This window comes from Bacillus xiamenensis (assembly GCF_001857925.1).
Lineage (GTDB): Bacteria > Bacillota > Bacilli > Bacillales > Bacillaceae > Bacillus > Bacillus xiamenensis.
This window is the reverse complement of record NZ_CP017786.1, coordinates 2,275,853-2,296,469: the sequence shown is the minus strand read 5'-3', so window position 1 is coordinate 2,296,469 and position 20,617 is coordinate 2,275,853. Positions and strand designations below refer to the sequence as shown.

23 protein-coding genes are annotated in these 20,617 nt (G+C 42.3%); 5 read left to right on the top strand and 18 right to left on the bottom strand.

The features are described 5' to 3' along the window. Positions 1-19: 19 nt before the first annotated feature. The 3 genes from BK049_RS11565 (at position 20) to BK049_RS11555 (ending at position 1,359) form a co-directional block, all read left to right on the top strand. On the top strand, positions 20-424 hold the full coding sequence (locus BK049_RS11565; RefSeq protein ID WP_008358310.1) for a helix-turn-helix domain-containing protein: 405 nt from the start codon (positions 20-22) through the stop codon (positions 422-424). 130 nt (positions 425-554) lie between these two features. Continuing rightward, positions 555-956, top strand: a complete 402-nt coding sequence (locus BK049_RS11560; RefSeq protein ID WP_071168549.1) for a helix-turn-helix domain-containing protein — start codon at positions 555-557, stop codon at positions 954-956. 82 nt (positions 957-1,038) lie between these two features. Further along, positions 1,039-1,359, top strand: coding sequence for a catDE operon transcriptional regulator CatR (locus BK049_RS11555; protein ID WP_008358306.1), 321 nt, complete (start codon positions 1,039-1,041; stop codon positions 1,357-1,359). A gap of 82 nt (positions 1,360-1,441) precedes the next feature. On the opposite strand, the gene BK049_RS11550 is transcribed toward BK049_RS11555, so the two are convergent. The 4 genes from BK049_RS11550 to BK049_RS11535 are packed head-to-tail and all read right to left on the bottom strand — an operon-like array spanning position 1,442 to position 4,899. Continuing rightward, positions 1,442-2,131: an ABC transporter permease gene (locus BK049_RS11550; protein ID WP_071168548.1), complete on the bottom strand. Its 690-nt coding sequence runs from the start codon at positions 2,129-2,131 to the stop codon at positions 1,442-1,444. Between the two features lie 21 nt (positions 2,132-2,152). Beyond that, positions 2,153-3,070: an osmoprotectant ABC transporter substrate-binding protein gene (locus BK049_RS11545; protein WP_008358303.1), complete on the bottom strand. Its 918-nt coding sequence runs from the start codon at positions 3,068-3,070 to the stop codon at positions 2,153-2,155. Between the two features lie 13 nt (positions 3,071-3,083). Beyond that, on the bottom strand, positions 3,084-3,737 hold the full coding sequence (locus BK049_RS11540; protein WP_071168547.1) for an ABC transporter permease: 654 nt from the start codon (positions 3,735-3,737) through the stop codon (positions 3,084-3,086). A gap of 13 nt (positions 3,738-3,750) precedes the next feature. Next, the gene (locus tag BK049_RS11535) at positions 3,751-4,899 is read right to left on the bottom strand and encodes a betaine/proline/choline family ABC transporter ATP-binding protein (RefSeq protein ID WP_071168546.1); all 1,149 of its coding nucleotides are present in this window, start codon (positions 4,897-4,899) and stop codon (positions 3,751-3,753) included. A gap of 269 nt (positions 4,900-5,168) precedes the next feature. Between BK049_RS11535 and BK049_RS11530 the strand changes: the two genes are divergently transcribed. Beyond that, positions 5,169-5,705 carry a GbsR/MarR family transcriptional regulator gene (locus BK049_RS11530; protein WP_008358295.1) on the top strand — a complete coding sequence of 179 codons (537 nt, stop codon included), beginning with the start codon at positions 5,169-5,171 and terminating at the stop codon, positions 5,703-5,705. A 54-nt stretch (positions 5,706-5,759) separates the two neighbouring features. On the opposite strand, the gene BK049_RS11525 is transcribed toward BK049_RS11530, so the two are convergent. Next, positions 5,760-6,392: a MarC family protein gene (locus BK049_RS11525; protein WP_008358293.1), complete on the bottom strand. Its 633-nt coding sequence runs from the start codon at positions 6,390-6,392 to the stop codon at positions 5,760-5,762. A gap of 205 nt (positions 6,393-6,597) precedes the next feature. Here BK049_RS11525 and BK049_RS11520 point away from each other — a divergent pair, with 205 nt between their 5' ends. Continuing rightward, the gene (locus BK049_RS11520) at positions 6,598-7,062 is read left to right on the top strand and encodes a GNAT family N-acetyltransferase (protein ID WP_008358290.1); all 465 of its coding nucleotides are present in this window, start codon (positions 6,598-6,600) and stop codon (positions 7,060-7,062) included. 19 nt (positions 7,063-7,081) lie between these two features. Here BK049_RS11520 and BK049_RS11515 read toward each other — a convergent pair whose 3' ends face one another. The 13 genes from BK049_RS11515 to BK049_RS11455 form a co-directional block, all read right to left on the bottom strand. Next, positions 7,082-7,363: a hypothetical protein gene (locus tag BK049_RS11515; protein ID WP_008358288.1), complete on the bottom strand. Its 282-nt coding sequence runs from the start codon at positions 7,361-7,363 to the stop codon at positions 7,082-7,084. After that, complete coding sequence (locus BK049_RS11510) at positions 7,364-7,729, bottom strand: zinc metalloprotease (RefSeq protein WP_071168545.1); 366 nt, start codon at positions 7,727-7,729, stop codon at positions 7,364-7,366. Next, entirely contained in the window at positions 7,726-9,123 is a 1,398-nt protein-coding gene (locus BK049_RS11505; RefSeq protein WP_071168544.1) for a hypothetical protein, read from the bottom strand. The genes BK049_RS11510 and BK049_RS11505 overlap by 4 nt, the downstream gene beginning before the upstream one ends. Next, positions 9,095-9,862: an ATP-binding cassette domain-containing protein gene (locus BK049_RS11500; RefSeq protein WP_008358281.1), complete on the bottom strand. Its 768-nt coding sequence runs from the start codon at positions 9,860-9,862 to the stop codon at positions 9,095-9,097. The genes BK049_RS11505 and BK049_RS11500 overlap by 29 nt, the downstream gene beginning before the upstream one ends. A gap of 81 nt (positions 9,863-9,943) precedes the next feature. Beyond that, the gene (locus BK049_RS11495) at positions 9,944-10,210 is read right to left on the bottom strand and encodes a hypothetical protein (protein WP_008358279.1); all 267 of its coding nucleotides are present in this window, start codon (positions 10,208-10,210) and stop codon (positions 9,944-9,946) included. A 248-nt stretch (positions 10,211-10,458) separates the two neighbouring features. Further along, the gene (gene eno / locus BK049_RS11490; protein ID WP_008358278.1) at positions 10,459-11,751 is read right to left on the bottom strand and encodes a phosphopyruvate hydratase; all 1,293 of its coding nucleotides are present in this window, start codon (positions 11,749-11,751) and stop codon (positions 10,459-10,461) included. Between the two features lie 29 nt (positions 11,752-11,780). Next, positions 11,781-13,316 carry a 2,3-bisphosphoglycerate-independent phosphoglycerate mutase gene (gene gpmI / locus BK049_RS11485; protein WP_071168543.1) on the bottom strand — a complete coding sequence of 512 codons (1,536 nt, stop codon included), beginning with the start codon at positions 13,314-13,316 and terminating at the stop codon, positions 11,781-11,783. Beyond that, positions 13,309-14,070: a triose-phosphate isomerase gene (gene tpiA / locus BK049_RS11480; RefSeq protein WP_008358274.1), complete on the bottom strand. Its 762-nt coding sequence runs from the start codon at positions 14,068-14,070 to the stop codon at positions 13,309-13,311. Before tpiA ends, gpmI begins: the two co-directional genes overlap by 8 nt. A gap of 30 nt (positions 14,071-14,100) precedes the next feature. After that, positions 14,101-15,285, bottom strand: coding sequence for a phosphoglycerate kinase (locus tag BK049_RS11475; protein WP_071168542.1), 1,185 nt, complete (start codon positions 15,283-15,285; stop codon positions 14,101-14,103). A gap of 214 nt (positions 15,286-15,499) precedes the next feature. Next, positions 15,500-16,507 carry a type I glyceraldehyde-3-phosphate dehydrogenase gene (gap, locus tag BK049_RS11470; protein WP_007500174.1) on the bottom strand — a complete coding sequence of 336 codons (1,008 nt, stop codon included), beginning with the start codon at positions 16,505-16,507 and terminating at the stop codon, positions 15,500-15,502. 33 nt (positions 16,508-16,540) lie between these two features. Further along, positions 16,541-17,578, bottom strand: coding sequence for a sugar-binding transcriptional regulator (locus tag BK049_RS11465; RefSeq protein ID WP_008358269.1), 1,038 nt, complete (start codon positions 17,576-17,578; stop codon positions 16,541-16,543). 288 nt (positions 17,579-17,866) lie between these two features. After that, a complete protein-coding gene (locus tag BK049_RS11460; RefSeq protein ID WP_071169228.1) occupies positions 17,867-19,252 on the bottom strand; it encodes an amino acid permease in 1,386 nt (461 codons plus the stop codon). A 137-nt stretch (positions 19,253-19,389) separates the two neighbouring features. Continuing rightward, a complete protein-coding gene (locus BK049_RS11455; protein WP_071168541.1) occupies positions 19,390-20,583 on the bottom strand; it encodes an ornithine--oxo-acid transaminase in 1,194 nt (397 codons plus the stop codon). Positions 20,584-20,617: the final 34 nt, after the last annotated feature.

Genomic DNA, 20,617 nt, shown 5'->3' with positions numbered 1-20,617 from the left:
AAATGTGAGGTTCGATGACATGAATCACTTTGGTGAACAATTACGCATTTTAAGAGAAAATAGAAAAATGTCTGTCAATCAGCTTGCCATGTATTCAGGTGTTAGCGCTGCTGGTATTTCTCGGATTGAAAATGGAAAGCGCGGTGTGCCGAAGCCTTTAACCATAAAAAAATTAGCACGCGCTTTGAAGGTGCCTTATGAGGATTTAATGCTGCTTGCCGGTTATATTGAACAAGAAAAAGTTCACGAAATGAAACCTAAATATGAGTCCATGTTAAAAATCTATCAAACGGCGCTTCAAAAAGATGTCGAACATCTCCCCATTTTTGATGGAGACCAATGGGAAACGCTCACCGCACATGACATCAGCCAGTTGAATCAATACTTTCTCACGCTCATCAACCAAAAAAAGGCGAACAAATAGTTGGGCATAAACTTAAGATACATCCACCATTAACTAATGTCAATATTTTCATGGTATACTTATTGCCAATAGTCAACAAATCAAGTAAACTAGAGGTAACTAATCTTTAACCATGTGAGGTTTTGAGTTGATGAACTTCGGTGCATATTTAAGAGCATTGCGTGAGGAAAAGAAGCTGTCAGTGAACCAGTTAGCGATGTATTCAGAGGTCAGTGCTGCCGGTATTTCTCGGATTGAAAATGGGAAACGAGGCATTCCGAAACCTCCTACAATTAAGAAGCTGGCAGGTGCATTAAAGATACCTTATGAGGAAATGATGAAGGCTGCAGGCTATATTGAAGAAGCAACCCCTGCCCAAGTCATGAAGGAAGAAGAAATGGCTTTGTCCAAAATACGAGAAACAGCAGACAACTATGGGCTTGGCGACCTTGAAATATTCAATGGGGACATCTGGTCCACCTTATCTAAAAAAGAAATAGAGGATCTAAACCGCTATTTGCTGTTTCTGTTAAACAGCCGTTCATCGTCGTAAAATGTTTTGAGCATTGACAAGCTTTTTGCGCTGATTTATGACAGAATTACGGTATAATGGGTTCAGATTGGAGTGAAGAAAGATGAATCAATCTGACATGTGCCCGCGGTTTGAAAAAGCAGTTGAGTTATTAAGTAAACGCTGGGTGGCACTGATTGTTTTTCAGCTTCTCTCAGGTCAGCAGCGCTTTAGTGAAATTGAGGCAGCCCTGACAAATTTAAGCGGAAGAGTATTATCTGAGAGATTAAAAGAGCTTGAAGCAGCAGGCATTGTAAAACGGGAGGTTTTCGCTGAAACACCCGTGCGTATTGAGTATTCTTTAACGGATATGGGACGCTCACTTGCACCCGTTTTTGAGGAAATTGCGAAATGGTCCTCTGAATGGATCAATCTTGAATCATAATTTCTCCTCAAATGAGCCCGCCTGTTGATCATAAAACAACCTCCCTTACCATTTGTAAGAGAGGTTGTTTCTTTTTCATCGCTTAAGCCGATGTCATATTTTTTTCAGCTAGCGCTTTATTCTCTTTTTTCTTGTTTGTTGGGCTTAAATAACGTTCAAGCCAGCCCATGACAAGGTCGGCAATAATGGCCATGAGCGCAGTTGGAATAGCACCTGCTAAAATGATGGCTGTTCCGTTGGTGGCGTTTGAACCTCTAATGATGATATCTCCAAGTCCTCCAGCACCAACAAATGTCCCAATCGCTGTAATGCCGATTGCGATGACCAGTGCGGTTCTTAAACCAGCCATAATAACCGATAAAGCAAGCGGTAATTCAACCATTCTCAGCACTTGCCATTTCGTCATACCCATTGCTTTCCCCGACTCTAAATAGGCATGCTCAATGCTGACAATCCCTGTGTACGTGTTGCGGATGATCGGCAAAAGCGAATACAGAAAGAGTGATAGGATGACTGTATTTGCGCCAAGTCCTAATACAAGCATCAACACTGAAAGCATCGCTAATGCTGGAATCGTTTGAATGACATTTGTAATTGCGAACACCCAATTGCTCAATTTGCGGTAATGCGCCACAAAGATGCCTACTGGAATTCCGACAATCGCCGCAAATAGCACCCCATACGCTGACATGAGAAAATGCCGATAAAATTCTTCTAACACATATGAACCGTTCTGCTGATAATATGTCCATAATTGCTGCAGTGTGTCCATCAGCCCTGACACCTCCCAATCTTACTCAAAGTAATTGTGTTTCTTTAAGAAATTTTTCGCAACAGTCGCTGGTTCTTGAAGCTCTCCATCGACTTGATAGTTTAGCTCTTGCATCTGTTCTGTACCGATTTTTCCAATCAGCCTGTTGATGACCTTGTCGAGCCCTGGATGTTCTTTTAATACTTTCTCCGGGACAACTGGTGATGCATCGTAAGGCGGGAAGAATCGTTTATCATCTTTTAAGATTTTGAGATTATACGCTTTGATCCGGCCATCTGTTGAATAGGCAAGCACAATATCCATTTTTTCATTTTTCAATGCGTCATAGACTAGACCGATCTGCATCGGAAAGGTGCTTCCAAATTCAATTCCGTATGTTTTCACAAACCCTTCATAACCGTCGCCTTTCTTTTTCAGCCAAATATTATCCACACCGAAGCGATAATTCTTGGCATTCTTTTTCAAATCAGAGACTGTTTCCAGGTTGTTTTCCTTCGCCATCTTTTGCGTCACGGCAAAGGCATACGTATTATCAAATCCATAGGAATCAAACCATTTGTAATCGTAGCGTTTTTTGAATTCTTTCTGGACGATTTCCATTGCACGTTTTGGATCTTTTACCGCATCCATTCCGAGCGTACTTGTCAAATCTGTGCCTGTATATCTTGTCGCAGAAATGTCGACATCTCCGTTTTCCATCGCTTTCTGCTGTACGGTGTTTGAGCCTAGGTTTTTCACAATGGTTGTCTTTTTATCTGTGTAATGCTCAATGATATCTCCAACCATATAAGCCATAATTTCTGATTCAGTAAAGTTTTGTGCTCCGATTCGCAGCGTGCCCCCTGAGGAGCCGGCTAGTCCAGGAAGTGAACAGCCACTTATCAATAGCAAGCATCCAGCAAGCAGTGCACTGATCCATTTTGTTTTTCGATTCTTCACATGAGCCAACTCCTTATGAAACTTCCTTCAATCCTTTTAAGCCTTCTGGTGTTACTTTTTTCTCAAGCTTCATCAATGAAAAGTCGATGATGACCGCTAAAATGGTGACAGGGATGGCACCTGCAATAATGTATTCCGGCTGGTATAGCTGAAGTCCAATTAAAATGTAGTCACCAAGACCGCCTCCACCGATAAAAGCTGCAAGTGTTGTCCAGCCAATTAAATAAATGGTTGATGTTCTAACACCTGCCATAATGATCGGAACGGCAAGCGGCAGTTCAACAAGACGAATTTGCTCCCATGTCGTCATGCCGATCCCTTTACCAGATTCAAGCAAGTTTTTGTTCACACCTTGAACACCTGCATACGTATTTCTCAAAATAGGCAAAACCGAATAGAAAAATAGAGCAACGATTGCAGGTATTTTCCCGACTCCCAAAATAGGAATAAAAAATGCAAGAATCGCTAAACTAGGGAGTGTTTGAAAGATATTCACGACACCGATGACAACACCTGCGCCTCTTTTCATTCGTGTGAGAATCACGCCTAAAGGAACGGCAACGATAATGCCTAACACAACGGCAATCAAAGAAATATATAAATGCTCCCACATTTTTGTGAGGAGTTCCCCACCATTTTTCTCTAGAAAATCCATGATTTGATCCATGTGTACACCTCCCTTAGTTCATTTCAGTGACAGCCTCCGGCGTATCTTCTCCCCAAATGGAGTCATATACAACATCCACAAGACTTGCACGTGTCACAATGCCTTTTAAATGACCCTGTGCATCGACAACTGGTACATATTTAATGCCTCGTATTAAAATTTTTCGGACGGTATCTCTTAGAAGTGCGCCTTCTTGTACTGTATAGAATTCTGTATTTAAAATATCGCCAACAAAGGCTGCTTTTCTGCGGTTCGCATCAATTGTTTCGATGTCGATATAGCCTTTTAGCACATGATTTTCATCAACGACGAGCAGGGAATCCACCCGCTTTTCTCTCATAATAAAGATGGCATCTGTCAGTGTTTTTTCGACTGTAATTGTGACTGGTGACGTGTTCATCATTTGTTCCACACGTTCCATATTCGGATTTGATTGAAGCAAGCGTTCTTTCCCGATGAATTCTTCTACGAACTCGTTGACAGGGTTACGTAAAATATCATCTGGCGTGCCTACTTGGACAATCTCTCCATCTTTTAAGATCACAATGCGGTCAGCAAGTTTGATCGCTTCATCCATGTCATGTGTGACGAATACGATTGTTTTATTTAGCGTTTTTTGTAGCTTCTTAAATTCTTCCTGCAATGAATCTCTTGTGATGGGGTCAAGTGCTCCAAATGGTTCATCCATGAGGATAAGAGGGGGTTCTGCTGCTAATGCGCGAAGAACTCCGATCCGCTGCTGCTGTCCTCCACTGAGTTCATGCGGGTAACGCTCTAAATATTCCGGCCCCATGTCGACGAGTTTGAGCAGTTCTCGTGCACGTTCTTTTCGTTTTTCTTCCGGCCATTTTAGCAGCTTCGGAACAAGTGAAATGTTTTGTGCAATGGTCATATGGGGGAAAAGCCCAATTTGCTGAATCACATAACCAATTTCTCTTCTTAATTGGACTGGATCTTTTTTCATAATGTTTTCTCCCTCGATCAAAATCTTTCCTGAGGAAGGTTCAATGAGTCGATTGATCATCTTCATGGTTGTCGTTTTTCCACAGCCACTCGGTCCAATAAAACAAATAAATTCTCCTTTTGCTATTTCTAAATCAATATTTTTGACAGCTTTTTTTCCGCCTTTATACGTCTTAGATACATTCTCTAGTTTCAGCAAATGAGACACCTCCAATTAGTCGGATATATATTTTCAGAAAATTTACACCTTATTTATTATAGTGCAAACTTTATAAAATAAAAAGTTTACGATGTGTTTATATTGCATAAGATTTATTTAAAATTTTCAGTTAACGGTCAGATATGTAACGATCCCTCCTTTTTCCTCCAACTTACGAGCAAATACTCAATATTTATTGTTTTCATCAACAAACAGGTATATGATATATTGTGTTACAAATTGTCAGTCATGAAGGGATGAAGCGGGGAGTGGACAAGCAAGCGTTAGGTGCCATTCAAAAAGCACAGGATCATTATATTGAAAAAGCTGCCGAGAACATGAATGCCTTTGGTCTTTCTGCCACAGTGGGCAGAGTGCTTGGTATCATTCACATGAACCGTAAACCAATGACGCTCGGTGAGCTCTCAGAGGCGACCGGCATGAGCAAAACGAGAATGAGTCAAGTCGTTCGAGAAATGCTTGATTTGAATATTGCTGAAAAGGTGTATGAAAAAGGAATACGTAAAGATTTGTATGATGTTGAGCAAGATCATTACCAAACCTTTATTTCATTGTTTGCAGCCAATTGGTCACGTGTGGTCAGCAAAAATCGCAAGGCACATAAGAAGACATGCAAGGAATTGCTGGAGCTGCTCGAACAAGATGACTTACCAGAAGAGACAGAGGATAAAATCAATCTTCTTCTTTCAGAAATTAAGGAAAGCCTTGATTACTATGATTGGATTAGCCGCTTAATTGAGTTCTTCGAAAGCGAAGAAGTATTTAAACATGTGCCAAAACCTTAAAAAAGCTGTTTTATTTTACAACTTTGTAGAAAAAAACAGCTTTTTTATATACACTTATGACATCAGCATTGGAAACATCCCTTTTATTCCTGAGCCAATCATTTCAACTGCCACAACAGCAAGAATCAATCCCATTAATCGTGTCACGACATTCATCTCTGTTTTCCCCATTTTTCGCATGATGAAACTTGAGTAATGAAATGCATAATAGGTCATGGTCAGAACGACCACAATCCCAATCAGAATCGCAAGCATATGAAGCGTTACTTGGCTTCCTGGCGTTAAGCTCATGACGGTAGCGATTGTACCAGGTCCGGCAATGATCGGAATGGCGAGCGGGGTCACCGAGACATCTGCCTTCTCTTTGCTTTCTGCCTTTTCATCCGAATGAGGGTTTTGAACATGTGATTCTTTTGCATTCAGCAAATTGTAAGCGATACCAAAAATAAAAATACCTCCGGCGATGCGGAGTGCATGAATATCGATGCCAAACAATTTGAAAATGAGCCTGCCTGCCAGTAGAAAGGCAATCAAAATAATAAATGACACAACAATGGCTTTTTTGGCTGTTTGGGAGCGTTCCTTCTCTGAATAGCCTTCTGTTAAAGTGATGAATAGAGGCACGTTTCCAATCGGGTTCGATACAGCAAATAATGACACAATGACATGAATCATAAAGGAAATCAACAGACACCCTCCTTTTTTCATAGTGTCTGCCAATCTGATGCGAATATTCCCTTGTTCGGATAAAACCTATTCGGCTTTAACCGTTGATTAGAGAGGCTTGAAGACAGGAGGATAGAACATGAAAAAAACATCCCCTTCGCTCTCAGTAGGGTATGATTGGGGCGTGAAACAAGGAGATATTGAAAAATAGAAAGGATGAAGTGAATTGATACAGATTCGGCCGTTGCCCCCTGATCAATCTGTCCCTATGGATCTTTTATTATTAGCTGATCCTTCAAAAGAAAAGGTCCTTGCCTATGTAGAATCTGGCTCTTGTTATGTTGCCTTTCATGAACAGGACATGCTAGGTGTCTATGTTCTCACGTCTCTGTCTCAGCATACAGTGGAAATCATGAATGTCGCTGTGAAGGAGTCATGGCAAGGAAAAGGGATTGGAAAACAGCTGGTGCGCCATGCCATTTCAGAAGCCAAAGCTGCCGGCTTTCACACAATTGAAATTGGCACAGGCAACTCCAGCATTCAGCAGCTCGCCCTTTACCAAAAATGCGGATTTCGCATGGCGTCCATTGATCATGATTTCTTTCTTAAACATTATGATGAACCGATCTATGAAAATGGCATTCAGTGTATGGATATGGTTCGGCTGTCACTCGTTCTTCAAGCAGACTGAGTCCATTCAGCCTGCTTTTTTATGTTCTGCTCTTTTTCACTGCATGAATCACATATTGAATCAAGAAATAAAGCACGGCACCCGCTAAAAAACAGACCACGCATCCAAAGAGGGTCGCCTCAGAGCTGAATTGATACTGTTCAATTTTCATGATATAAAATGGCATGCCAAACAGAGTTGGACTTGATTCCACATGTTTGACCTCTAGCAGCAGTAAAAATACCGGAGTCATAAACACAGCAAATACATAAAGCATCGCTAGCGTTAAGCCGCTAGAAAACGAATGAAAAACTTTGACCATCTATTTCTCTCCTTTCATCTCTTTTAAGCTTGCTGTGATATTTTTCCCGTCTGGACAAGCTGGATGTAGCATCATAGTGTTTAGTAAAGAAAAAAGCAGCAAAGGATGAGTCATCGGATGCTTCCATATCAGAAAAAGCACAGCCGAGCAGATTACTGGAAACAACGGACCTGCAAGTGCCACCATCATATTAAAGCTCGGCCGGGCAAAGGTCTCATGAACGATCGACACGTGCTTCCAATCGATCATCACCACATAATCAAAAAGCGGCCTTTTTTCGATTTTGTTGCACAACATCACCATCAGTATATGACCGAGTTCATGAATGACCACAACCGCTATCAAGCAAATCAAAAGTTCCATCATCGCACAATCGGCCTCTTTAACATGGCAGCATATATACAGCTAAAGAATACGGCTGAGAAGGCCATGTAGGCGATTGAGAGAAGCTCGGTATGTGCTGAAAGCCACTCTAATAAAATCATATCCATCATGCTGAACACAGCAATCATCATCACAATCACAAACAGTTTATTCAACTCGCTGATTTTCACGACAAAGCCTACACATGCCGCCATGACGGTGATCAATAAAATGGACAGACTCGCCAAAACGTGACCTTCACTTTCAATGCCCAACACCACATAAGCAAGCCCGATATACACAAAATATATCAACAAATTGATCGTGTAATAAAATAAAATTCTCGACAGTAAATAAGCGCCTTTTGATGAATTTAACATAAAGATGGCTCGATGGTTCATATGATATTCCCTGCCAATCATCAGCGGAAGCATGATCAAGATCTCTTTTAATGCAAACTGCACAATAAAAGCATACAGCCAGCCAGTCTCTGCCGGAGTAAACACAAACGGGAGACCTATCGTGAAACAGACAAGAAATAAAAACAGAATACCCTGTTCTTTAAACACAGCTGATCGCGTGAAATAAACAAATTCCTGCCGTAATTGAGTCAGAAATGAAGAATCCGTTCTGATTTTCTGGTAAGAAAACGCCTTTACTTCTACTTTCAGCTGCAAAAACATCCGATTGACATAACAAGGCGCTAAACCCTTCAGCCAAAGCCATCCGGCGCATAGTAAGATCACAAGAAACACGAGATAGCCAAACGGCCATACGTGCATCATCTCAGCCGCTTTTTGAAAGAGAAAAAACTCAAAAGCGCCGAGCGTCACAAATCCGATCGTTTGTAGCAGTAAATGCTCTTTTGTTTTTGAAATGAAATGGCTCACTCCGATTCGTATGAGCATCCAAGAAGCGAGCGCATACAGCGCCAATACACAGCAAGTAACACAAATAACCATCATCCAATACATAGATGGGATAACGCCGCTAATAAAAAGTCCAAAACCAATTGGCAAAAAAAGCAGGCCAAGCATCATGAAGCAAAACAACACCGGAAAGAAATAGACACACAGGACAAATGACACACTTTGAATCGCACTATTCAGAAAGAAGAATTGATACTCTTGACGCTTCATTTTATTGCGGGAAAAGACAACACCCGCACCTAAAAGTAAAAGTGTCATTTTCACAAATTGAAGGTATAAAGCAGTTGGTTCGCTTTCCCCTGCTTGCATAAAAAAACGCAGGCTCATGACCACGTATGTGGCATAGATCAACAAGAAAAATGCGGCTGCTGTGAGAAGCTGCAAAGGATATTTTTTGCCGATCTGCTTTACTTTCGTTATGAGCATGCCCCATTCTATTTTATGAAGAACGTGTCGTGTCCAAATCATTGAGTAACCTCTCCACCTGTATATAGTAATCTCGATTCACTTCTTTATAAATGTCCTCAAGTGCTTGTTGAGGAAATGTCCGGCTTGTTTCTTGACGAGACATATCCAGCTTTACGTCACCGTTTCTTAAGATCATGAGATGATCATACAATGTCTCACCAAAACTTAAATGATGAGTGGAAATGAGGATACCAGCGCCTTGATCTCTCAGTTTCATGAGCACCTTTTTTAAGATGATCATCATATCTGGATCAAGTCCGTTCGTTGGCTCGTCGAATACATAATAATCACAAGGCCTGAGGAGCTGTGAAATGATCTGCGTTTTCTTTTGATTGCCATGAGACAGCTGGGCAATTGGCTGATCCATATACGGACTCAGCTCAAAAAGATCAACGAATGTCTCCTCCCGCGTGATATCTTGCTCATGTGGTAGCTGGAGTAAGTGAAAATATTCTCTCGGCGTTAAATAATCAAACAAAGCATGTTCATCAGGAATATAGGAAACATGTTCTTTTAATAGGGAGATATGAGCTGAGGATTGAAAGTTCAGCTGTTGACCATGTAAAGATACGTACCCTGTAAATGGCGTCAGCCCAAACATAGATTGAATCATCGTTGTCTTTCCTGCACCATTATGCCCCAAAAGAAGAAGCATACGTCCTTTCTCCACATTTAGCTGAATATTGCGAAGAGAGAAGGTGCGGCTATACGTTTTTTCTTTTAATTGTAAGGTCAGCATCATGTCCCTCCGTTTGTTTCAGATAGAACAGATGACTTCGCCTCACGATATCGTCATCTGTCCCTTACATCTGCTAAAAACTCAACCGCATTTGATTTTGATGTAAATGCCTAAAAACTTGAATTGCCCTGCAAATTTAGAGCCTTTTCCAAATGTTTTGCATGCCCAAACCAGTGCTGCAAATGTCACTACACCTAAAATAACCGCAAGAACATAAATCCAAAATGAGTTTTTCTGTGTATTCTGAGAAGTTAGGATTCGTTGCTTCTTTTCCTCATAGGCTGCCAATAAATGTAGTACATACATGTACACACTTACAGGAAAACGAAGACTAAAAGCATTCAGCATCTTAACACCTCCTAATATATGTAAAACAATAACACCATCATACATAAAACATAAGTTCAAATTTATTCATATTTCTAGAAATTTTTTCATGATTTCTTTCTTATATATTGGCATTTTACCGAATTTTCAATGACAGAAGAATTATTTTTTACAGAAAAAGGATATGCCAAATGGAATAGTTGCATGAACATAAAAAAAACGCTGCGTGTCGCTCTTATGTAAGAGCGGCACGCAGCGCGGTACTGGCATTATTTATTCAAGTTATAGAACGTTTCAATGCCATGATATTGTGCTGTTTCAGCCAATTGATCTTCGATGCGAAGCAATTGGTTGTATTTCGCCACACGGTCCGTACGAGACGGAGCACCTGTTTTGATTTGTCCAGCATTTGTTGCAACTGCAATGTCTGCAATTGTGCTGTCTTCTGTTTCACCAGAACGGTGAGAGATGACAGCTGTATATCCTGCGCGTTTTGCCATTTCGATTGCATCAAATGTTTCAGTTAATGTACCGATTTGGTTCACTTTGATCAGGATTGAGTTACCAACGCCGTTTTTGATTCCTTCAGAAAGCTTCTTCGTATTTGTTACGAACAAGTCATCTCCTACTAGCTGAACCTTGCTGCCAAGGCGCTCAGTTAATAGTTTGTGACCTTCCCAGTCGTTTTCATCAAGGCCGTCTTCGATAGAGATGATTGGGTATTTTGATACCATATCTTCATACCAGTCAACCATTTCAGCAGATGTTTTCACAACACCTTCGCCTGATAAATGATATTTACCGTCTTCTTTGTTATAGAACTCAGAAGATGCAGCATCCATCGCAAGTTTCACTTCTTCACCTGGTTTGAAGCCCGCTTTTTCAATCGCTTCTACGATTGTTTGAAGTGCTTCTTCGTTAGAACCAAGGTTTGGAGCGAATCCACCTTCGTCACCTACAGCTGTGTTTAAGCCTTTTGCGCTTAATACAGATTTCAGGCTGTGGAAGATTTGTGCGCCCATGCGAAGTGCTTCACGGAAGTTCGGTGCACCTACAGGCATAATCATGAATTCTTGGATGTCTACGTTGTTATCCGCATGCTCTCCGCCATTGACGATGTTCATCATTGGCACTGGAAGCGTTTTGGAGTTGAATCCACCAAGGTATTGGTAAAGTGGAATTTGCAAGAAATCAGCAGCCGCACGTGCTACAGCGATAGATACGCCAAGAATGGCATTTGCGCCTAATTTCCCTTTGTTTTCTGTTCCATCAAGTTCGATTAACAGCTTGTCAATCGCTACTTGTTCTGTTACATCAAAGCCTAAAAGCTCTGGTGCAATGATTTCGTTTACGTTGTTTACAGCTGTCAGAACACCTTTTCCAAGGTAACGGTCTTTGTCTCCGTCACGTAGTTCTACTGCTTCATATTCACCAGTAGAAGCACCACTTGGAACTAATGCACGGCCAAAACCGCCAGATTCTGTGTAAACTTCTACTTCAACTGTTGGGTTACCGCGTGAGTCTAATACTTCGCGTGCATATACGTCAACAATGTATGGCATTGTGATTTCTCTCCTTTTGAATCAATTTGTTATTTTTGAATCAATGATGTTCCTGTCATCTCTTTTGGTTTTTCAAGACCAAGTAAGTCTAAAAGCGTTGGCGATAGATCGGCTAAAATGCCGCCCTCTCTAAGCGTCACACCTTTTTTCGTGACGATCACTGGAACAGGGTTTGTTGTGTGCGCAGTATGCGGCTTTCCTTCTTCGGTAATCAGCACGTCTGCGTTACCGTGGTCTGCCGTGATGATGGCATGTCCGCCTTTCGCTAGGATTGCGTCGACTACAGCTCCTAAACACTCATCTACTGCTTCAATGGCTTTAATGGTTGGTTCAAGCATTCCTGAATGACCGACCATATCCGGGTTGGCGAAGTTCAGAATGATCGCATCATGCTTGTCTGCATTGATGTCTTCAACAAGTGCATCCCTTACCTCGTAAGCACTCATTTCAGGCTTTAGATCATAGGTTGCCACCTTTGGTGAATTAATCAAGATGCGGTCTTCACCAGGAAATTCTTCTTCACGTCCACCACTCATAAAGAATGTCACATGAGGATATTTCTCTGTTTCAGCAATCCGCAGCTGCTTCAATCCATTTTGTGAAATCACTTCTCCTACTGTGTTATCCAAATTCACTGGTTTGAAGGCGACATAGCCATCCACCGTTTCACTGAAGTGTGTAAAGCAAACGAAGTGTAAATGCTTCGGATACGCTTCTCCGCGGTCAAATGAGCGGAAATCTTCATTTGTGAATGTGTTTGAAATTTGAATGGCACGGTCTGGACGGAAGTTATAGAAAATCACAGAGTCGCCGTCGTTTACCTTTGCAACTGGCTCACCATTTTCTCTTGTAATGACAGATGGAATGACGAATTCATCATAGATTCCATTTTCATATGAGTCATCCACGACATCATAGACGTTTTGATAACTTGGACCTTCACCATACGCCATTGCTCGATATGCTTTTTCCACACGATCCCAGCGTTTGTCACGATCCATTGAGTAATAGCGTCCAGAAAGTGTTGCAATTTCACCGACACCAATTTCTTTGATTTGTTCTTCAAGCTGTTTTAAGTACACTTTGGCTGTCTTCTGACCAACATCACGTCCGTCCAAGAAGCCATGAATGTATACTTTTGTTAAGCCTTCTTTTTTCGCTAGTTTCAGCAATGCAAATAGATGCTGGATGTGGCTGTGCACACCGCCATCTGACAATAGTCCAAATAAATGAAGGGCCTTGTCATTCTCTTTTGCAGAGGTCATTGCGTCTAGGAACGTTTCGTTTTTTTCAAATTCCCCATCACGAATGGCGACATTCACTCTTGTTAAGCTTTGATACACAATGCGTCCTGCACCGATATTCAAATGCCCAACTTCAGAGTTCCCCATTTGACCTTCTGGGAGACCTACTGCTTCACCTGAAGCCGTTAACGTTTGATGCGGGAATTCGTTCCAGTAGCGGTCAAAGTTCGGTTTCTTTGCTTGTGCAACAGCGTTTCCGACTGTTTCACCTCTTAAACCAAACCCGTCTAAGATAATTAATGCAACTGGTTTCTTACTCATATTGACCTTCCTCCAATAATTGAACGAAAGACTGAGGCTCTAGGCTTGCGCCACCAACCAAAGCACCGTCAATATCGGATTCTGCCATATATTCTTTAATATTCGCCGGCTTTACGCTTCCGCCATATTGAATGCGAAGGCTGTCGGCCGCTTCTTGACCAAATTCGCTTGCAACGGTTTGGCGAATGTGAGCACAAACATCATTTGCATCTTTCGCTGTAGAAGATTTACCTGTACCAATGGCCCAGATTGGCTCATATGCAATCACAGATGCAGCAACTTGCTGCTTTGTTAAACCAGCTAGTGCTTTCTTCACTTGATCAGCGACAAGTTCATTTGTTTTGCCTGCTTCACGCTCTTCAAGCGTTTCACCTACACAGATGATTGGAACGATGCCATGCTTGAATGCTGCGTGTGCTTTTTTGTTCACTGTTTCATCTGTTTCAGCAAAGAATTCACGGCGCTCTGAATGACCGATCACTGAGTAGCCGATGCCAAGATCTTTTAGAGCAGCAGGGCTGATTTCACCAGTGAATGCACCGTTTTCTTCAAAGTGCATGTTTTGCGCACCAATTTTCAGGTCTGTTCCGTTTGAAAGGCTGTTCAGCTTTTCAAGGAAAAGGGCTGGTGCACATACAATAGATTCCACTTTGTCAGGAGATGGAATAGATGATTTTACTTCTTCAACGAAGCTGACCGCTTCGCCAAGTGTTTTATTCATTTTCCAGTTCCCAGCTATAATTGGTTTTCTCATGATTGACACTTCCTTATAGCAGTTTTGGTCTTATTTATCGTTTAATGCAGTCACACCTGGAAGCTCTTTGCCTTCCATAAACTCAAGTGAAGCGCCGCCGCCTGTCGAAATATGGCTCATCTGATCAGCAAGTCCAAATTTCTCAACAGCTGCTGCTGAATCTCCACCGCCAATGACAGAATATGTATCTTTTGCTTCTGCCAGTGCTTCTGCAATTGCTTTTGTTCCTTTGGCGAATGCATCAATTTCAAATACACCCATTGGACCGTTCCAGACAACAAGCTTGCTGTTTTTAATGACATCAGCATACTTCTCTCTTGTCTCTGTTCCAATATCAAGTGCTTCTAGATCACTTGGAATTTCAGAAATTGGCACAATGCTTGTATTCGCATCATTTGAAAAGTCGTCGGCTACTAGAACATCTGTTGGAATAAGGAAGTTCACGCCTTTTTCTTTTGCACGGTCCATAAAGGATTTCGCTAACTCTACTTTGTCTTCTTCTAATAGGGATTTCCCTACTTCGTGGCCAAGTGCTTTGACAAATGTATAAGCAAGTCCGCCGCCGATGATGAGGTTGTCCACTTTATCAAGAAGGCTTTCAATCACACCGATTTTATCCTTTACTTTTGCCCCGCCGATAATCGCTGTAAATGGACGGTCAGGATTAGTAATGGCCTTTCCTAGAACCTCAAGCTCTTTTTGCATGAGGAAGCCCGCAACAGCCGGAAGATATGCTGCAATACCAGCTGTTGATGCATGTGCACGGTGTGCAGCACCAAACGCATCATTGACATACACATCCGCTAAATCAGCAAACGCTTTTGATAATTCAGGATCGTTCTTTTCTTCACCAGGATAGAAACGAACGTTTTCAAGCACTAGCACGTCTCCTTCTTTTAAGTCAGAGATTTGCTTTTTCACGTTGTCGCCGTAAGCTTCATCTGCTTTTTTCACTTCTTGTCCAAGAAGCTCTTGCAGACGTTTTGCCACAGGTGTCAGACGCAGTTCTTCAGTAACTTGACCTTTCGGACGACCCAAATGACTAGCTAATAGTACCTTTGCGCCTTGCCCTGTTAAATACTTAATGGTTGGTAATGCTGCGCGAATACGAGTATCATCCGTCACGTTTCCGTCCTTCATTGGAACGTTAAAATCCACGCGGCAGAACACAACTTTACCTTTTACGTCAATGTCTTTTACTGATTTCTTATTCATGCTCGTCAGGAGATCCTCCTTTATTCTGGTTTCCTTACGCATTAGACAAGTCTCTCTTTTATCCTTTTCCCATTTTGCCCTCATCAAAACGAGAAATCGTGCAGAACGGATAAAAACAGAGAAAAAGGGAAAGGGATGCTTCCCCTTCCCTTGTCCGTCTTCATTATATCGTGTCTCTAGGAAAGAACCAAGTGAGTTCCTTCAGTATGAGAAATTAGAGACCTTGTTTTGCAATGTAAGCTGCAAGGTCAACTACGCGGTGAGAATATCCACTCTCGTTATCGTACCAAGAAATGACTTTCACCATGCTGCCTTCCATTACCATTGTAGAAAGAGCATCGATTGTAGAAGAGTTTGCATTACCATTGTAGTCACCAGACACTAATGGCTCTTCGCTGTAGCCAAGGATTCCTTTAAGTTCTCCTTCAGCTGCTTCTTTCAGTGCTGCATTTACGTCTTCAGCTGTTACATCTTGGTTTAATTCAGCAACAAGGTCAACTAAAGAAACGTTAGGTGTTGGAACACGCATTGCGCCACCGTTTAATTTTCCTTTAAGTTCAGGCAATACAAGTGAAACAGCTTTCGCAGCACCTGTAGAAGTTGGAATGATGTTTTCCGCAGCTGCACGAGCACGACGGTAGTCTTTGTGCGGAAGGTCAAGAATTTGTTGGTCATTTGTGTATGAGTGAACAGTTGTCATCATACCGCGTTTGATACCAAATTTATCGTTAAGTACTTTTGCAAATGGAGCTAAGCAGTTTGTTGTACAAGATGCATTAGAGATGACATCGTGGCTAGCTGCATCGTATTTGTCTTCGTTTACACCCATAACGATTGTGATATCTTCTTCGTTAGCAGGAGCAGAGATGATGACTTTTTTAGCGCCAGCTTCTAAGTGTTTTGCAGCGTCTGCACGTTTCGTGAAGAATCCAGTAGATTCAACAACGATTTCTACGCCTTGTTTACCCCAGCTTAATTTTGCAGGGTCACGCTCAGCTGATACTTCGATTGTTTTACCGTTCACTACTAAGTTTGTACCGTCTACAGAAACCTCTGCATCTAGTTTTCCGTGAACAGAGTCATATTGTAAAAGGTGTGCAAGCATGTTAGCGTCTGTTAGATCGTTAACCGCTACTACCTCAACTTCAGGATTGTTTAATGCTGCACGAAATACGTTACGTCCAATACGTCCAAATCCGTTAATACCGACTTTTACTGCCATGATGTTTCCTCCTTTTATAGGTAACAGAATGTTTTATATTGAGGGATCAATTGACTCCCTTAATAACTCTTTTGCGGCTCCTTCGTCTGTAACAAGAACCGTTCGGCGGGGTTTTTTGAAATAGGCTTCAATGGCCCCTGCCTTTGATGATCCACCTGCAACAGCAATGATGTGTGGAATGTTTTCTAGATCGTCTAGCTGCATGCCGACGGAGTGAACTTTGTGTACGACCTCGCCATCACGATTAAAGTAATAGCCAAAGGCCTCAGTCACGGCGTCATGCTCATCAATCTTTTTTAAATCTTCAGTTGGTGTGTTTCGTCTCATCGCCATTGTTTTTGCTTCCCCGATCCCGTGAATGAGCATCGTGGACGATTTAATCGTTTGAAGCACTTCTTTGACGGACGGCTCTTCAATAATGGAAGAGTACGCACCTTCTGACAGCTGTCCTGGAACAAACAGCAGCTTGTAAGTACCGGAAGCTTTTTCAGCCATGTGGGCACAAATGGTGTTTGCCTGATTTTTTACATTCTCCCCAAGACCGCCTCTCGCAGGGACAAACATCATGTCGCGATTTTTGGCATCAGGGGTCATCATTTCGGCAACGGCTTCCATCGTCGTTCCGCCAGTGACGGCGACGATATTATTTCCTGTAAACCTTTTTTTCATACATTGGACAGCAGCTCTCCCCATCTCTTGCTTCACCCACGGAGATTCGTCACTGTCACCAGAAACAATAATGACTTCTTCCAGGCCTAACTTCCTCTTTAATGTATTTTCCAAAAAGGTTAAGCCTAAAACGTCTTTCATCATTCCTTCAAGCATGTCTAGCAAAGCATGACCTTCACTTGTCAGCATCATACCGCTCGTTTTAACATCCAGCAGGTTTTGTTCTTTTAAGAACTGAACTTCAGCTCTTAAGATGCGCTCACTGAGACCAAGACTTGTCGCAAGGCTTCTGCGGCCAATTGGTTCAGCTAACCTGATGTACTGCAAAATGTCATAGCGTTTTTGCATAACTGTGAGAAGATCTGGCAATAATTTTTTTTGAGCTTCCAATAAATGATTCATGGCTAACGACCCTTTCTTTTCACATTGGACTCAAAACGTCCCACTGTGACAAAAAACGTCCCGCCACAGCCAAAAAAAATCAAACCCTGCTTTCTTTCATTATTTTAACAGGATCATCTTGCATTTTCAACTCTTACAAACACATTTAGACAAAAAATAGACACATTTTCGCCGATAACCTGCTTGTCACCTAGCTTCTCGCTATTTTATTTCTTTCAAAATATTGTTTTTCTTCTATATAGAATGAATTTGGCATGAAAAAGGTGCAGGCGAATGTGATCCGCCTGCTTATGTTTTTGGTACCGCTTCTTCCTCTTCAGCAAACCGCTTCGCATCTTCCTTCGGTTTGATTTTAAGGTAATAAATGAGATAGCAGGCAGCCATGAACGGAACACCGCAATAAAGGCCAATCCGCTGATCCTCAATAAAGAATAAGCTGATAAGAATCAAGCCAAATGCGATAAAGCCTGCCAATGGCACAAATGGATAAAGTGGTGTACGGAAGACGAGATCCTTTACATCTCCTCCGTCTTTTATGAATTGTCTTCTAAAGAAATACTGGGATAAACAAATGGACATCCATACGACCACAAGCACCATACCTGAAATTGAAATAAGCCAGACATAGACCGTTTTTGGTGCTACAACACTCGTGAGCAGAGATAGAGCAGAAACACCCATTGTCACCAATAATGCGTTGATCGGAATTTTACGCTTGGACAATTTTTTCGTAAAAACAGGTCCTTTCCCATCCTTTGAAAGCGACCAGAGCATTCGTGATGATGCATATAATCCAGAGTTCGCTACAGATAGAACGGCTGTAATGATAATAAAATTCATGATATCGGCGGCGTATGGTATGCCGACCTTGTCCAATACCACAACAAACGGACTATCTACAGTGCCTGCTGTCTGCCATGGAAGAAGTGCGGCAAGAACCGCAATAGATAAGACGAAAAAGACCATCGTTCTCCAAATAATATTCCGAATAGAACGAGGGAGTGTTTTTTCGGGACTTTCACTCTCCCCTGCTGCAATCCCTACAAGCTCTGTTCCTTGAAAGGAGAAATTAACTGTGACCATGGTTAATAAAATCGCAAAAATACCATTCGGAAAAAGGCCGCCATGATCCGTCAAATGACGAAATAGAGGGGCTGGTTCTCCGTCTTTCAAGTGAATCATTCCGAAAATTGCGCCAATTCCAATGATAATAAACAAGACGATGGCAGCAACCTTGATGGCTGAAAACCAAAACTCTGTCTCAGCGAAGCTTCGTACTGAGATGGCATTGATGGCAAATAAGATGATGCTAAATGCCAGACACCAAAGCCACACAGGAATATCAGGGAACCACCTTTGGAGTAAAATACCTGCCGATGTAAACTCAAGTCCGATTGTACATGCCCAGCTAAACCAATAGAGCCAGCCGATCATAAAGCCTGTGGATGGACCAATATACTCGGTTGCATACGCCTGAAAGGAACCGGCTGTCGGCATCGCCACTGCTAATTCACCAAGACAGAGCATGACCAAATACATGAACAGGCCGCCAATGATAAATGAAAGAATCGCTCCCCCAGGTCCAGCCTGATGAATAATGAGTCCTGACCCAAGGAAAAGGCCTGTGCCAATGACCCCGCCTAAGGCAATCATAAAGAGATGTCTGCTTTTCATGGAACGCTCTAGTTCATTATGCTGTTCTTGCTTCAAATCCGCTTCCCCACTTTCACTCTTCTATTCATCATCTTTTGACAAAATTCGCCGTTCATTGAAAGAGAAAGGGAGAATTTGAGGCTTCTCCCTTGCACCCTTTATGCTTGAAACAATGCTTCAATATGATTGATCGCCCAGTCTAAGTCTTCTTTTGAAATGGTGAGCGGCGGTGCAAATCGAATTACTGTCTCATGGGTTTCCTTGCATAACAGCCCTGCTTGCTTGAGCTTCTCACAATATGGTCTAGCTGCCTCATGCAGCTCCATGCCGATAAATAGTCCGCGCCCGCGCACTTCCTTAATGACAGGGCTTTGAATGCGTGACAGTTTGTCTTTGAAATATTCGCCAAGCTCCTTTGAACGCTCTGCTAACTTCTCGTCAATTAAAACATCCAGTGCAGCAAGTGACACTGCACATGCGAGAGGATTTCCACCAAATGTAGACCCATGAGACCCCGGATTAAACACGCCTAAAATATCACGGTTTGCTACAACACATGAGATCGGGAATACCCCGCCGCCAAGTGCTTTACCCAGAATCAGCATATCAGGCTCAATTTCTTCCCAGTCACATGCGAACATCTTACCCGTTCGTGCTAATCCTACTTGAATTTCATCTGCAATAAATAAAACATTCTCCTTCTCACATAGTGCCTTTGCTTCTTTCAAGAAGCCCTCTGGCGGCATGATAATGCCCGCTTCCCCTTGAATCGGCTCAATGAGAAAAGCCGCTGTTTGCGGAGTGATTGCTTCACGCAGCGCATCCAGATCTCCATAAGGGACGAGCTTAATGCCCGGAAGCATCGGACCAAAACCTCTTTGATATTCTGTTTCAGAAGAAAGTGACACAGCCGTCATCGTACGGCCATGAAAATTCCCGGTACATGCAATGATTTCTGCGCGATTCTCTTCAATGCCCTTTACATCATAGCCCCAGCGCCTTGCTGCCTTTACAGCCGTCTCCACAGCCTCCGCTCCTGTATTCATCGGCAACGCCATATCTTTATTCGTCAGTTTGCAAATTTTCTCATACCAAGGACCAAGCTGATCATTATGGAAGGCTCTCGATGTCAGTGTCACACGGTCTGCTTGTGTTTTGAGTGCCTCAATAATACGGGGATGCCGATGTCCTTGATTGACTGCGGAATACGCACTAAGCATATCCATGTATCGATTGCCTTCAGGGTCAGTCACCCACACGCCCTCAGCCTCTGAAATCACAATTGGCAGCGGATGATAGTTCGCAGCACCATATTGTTCTGTTTGTTGAATCAATTCATTTGTCTGTGTCATCATGTTATCCTCCTTCAATAAGCTTGCCTTTTTC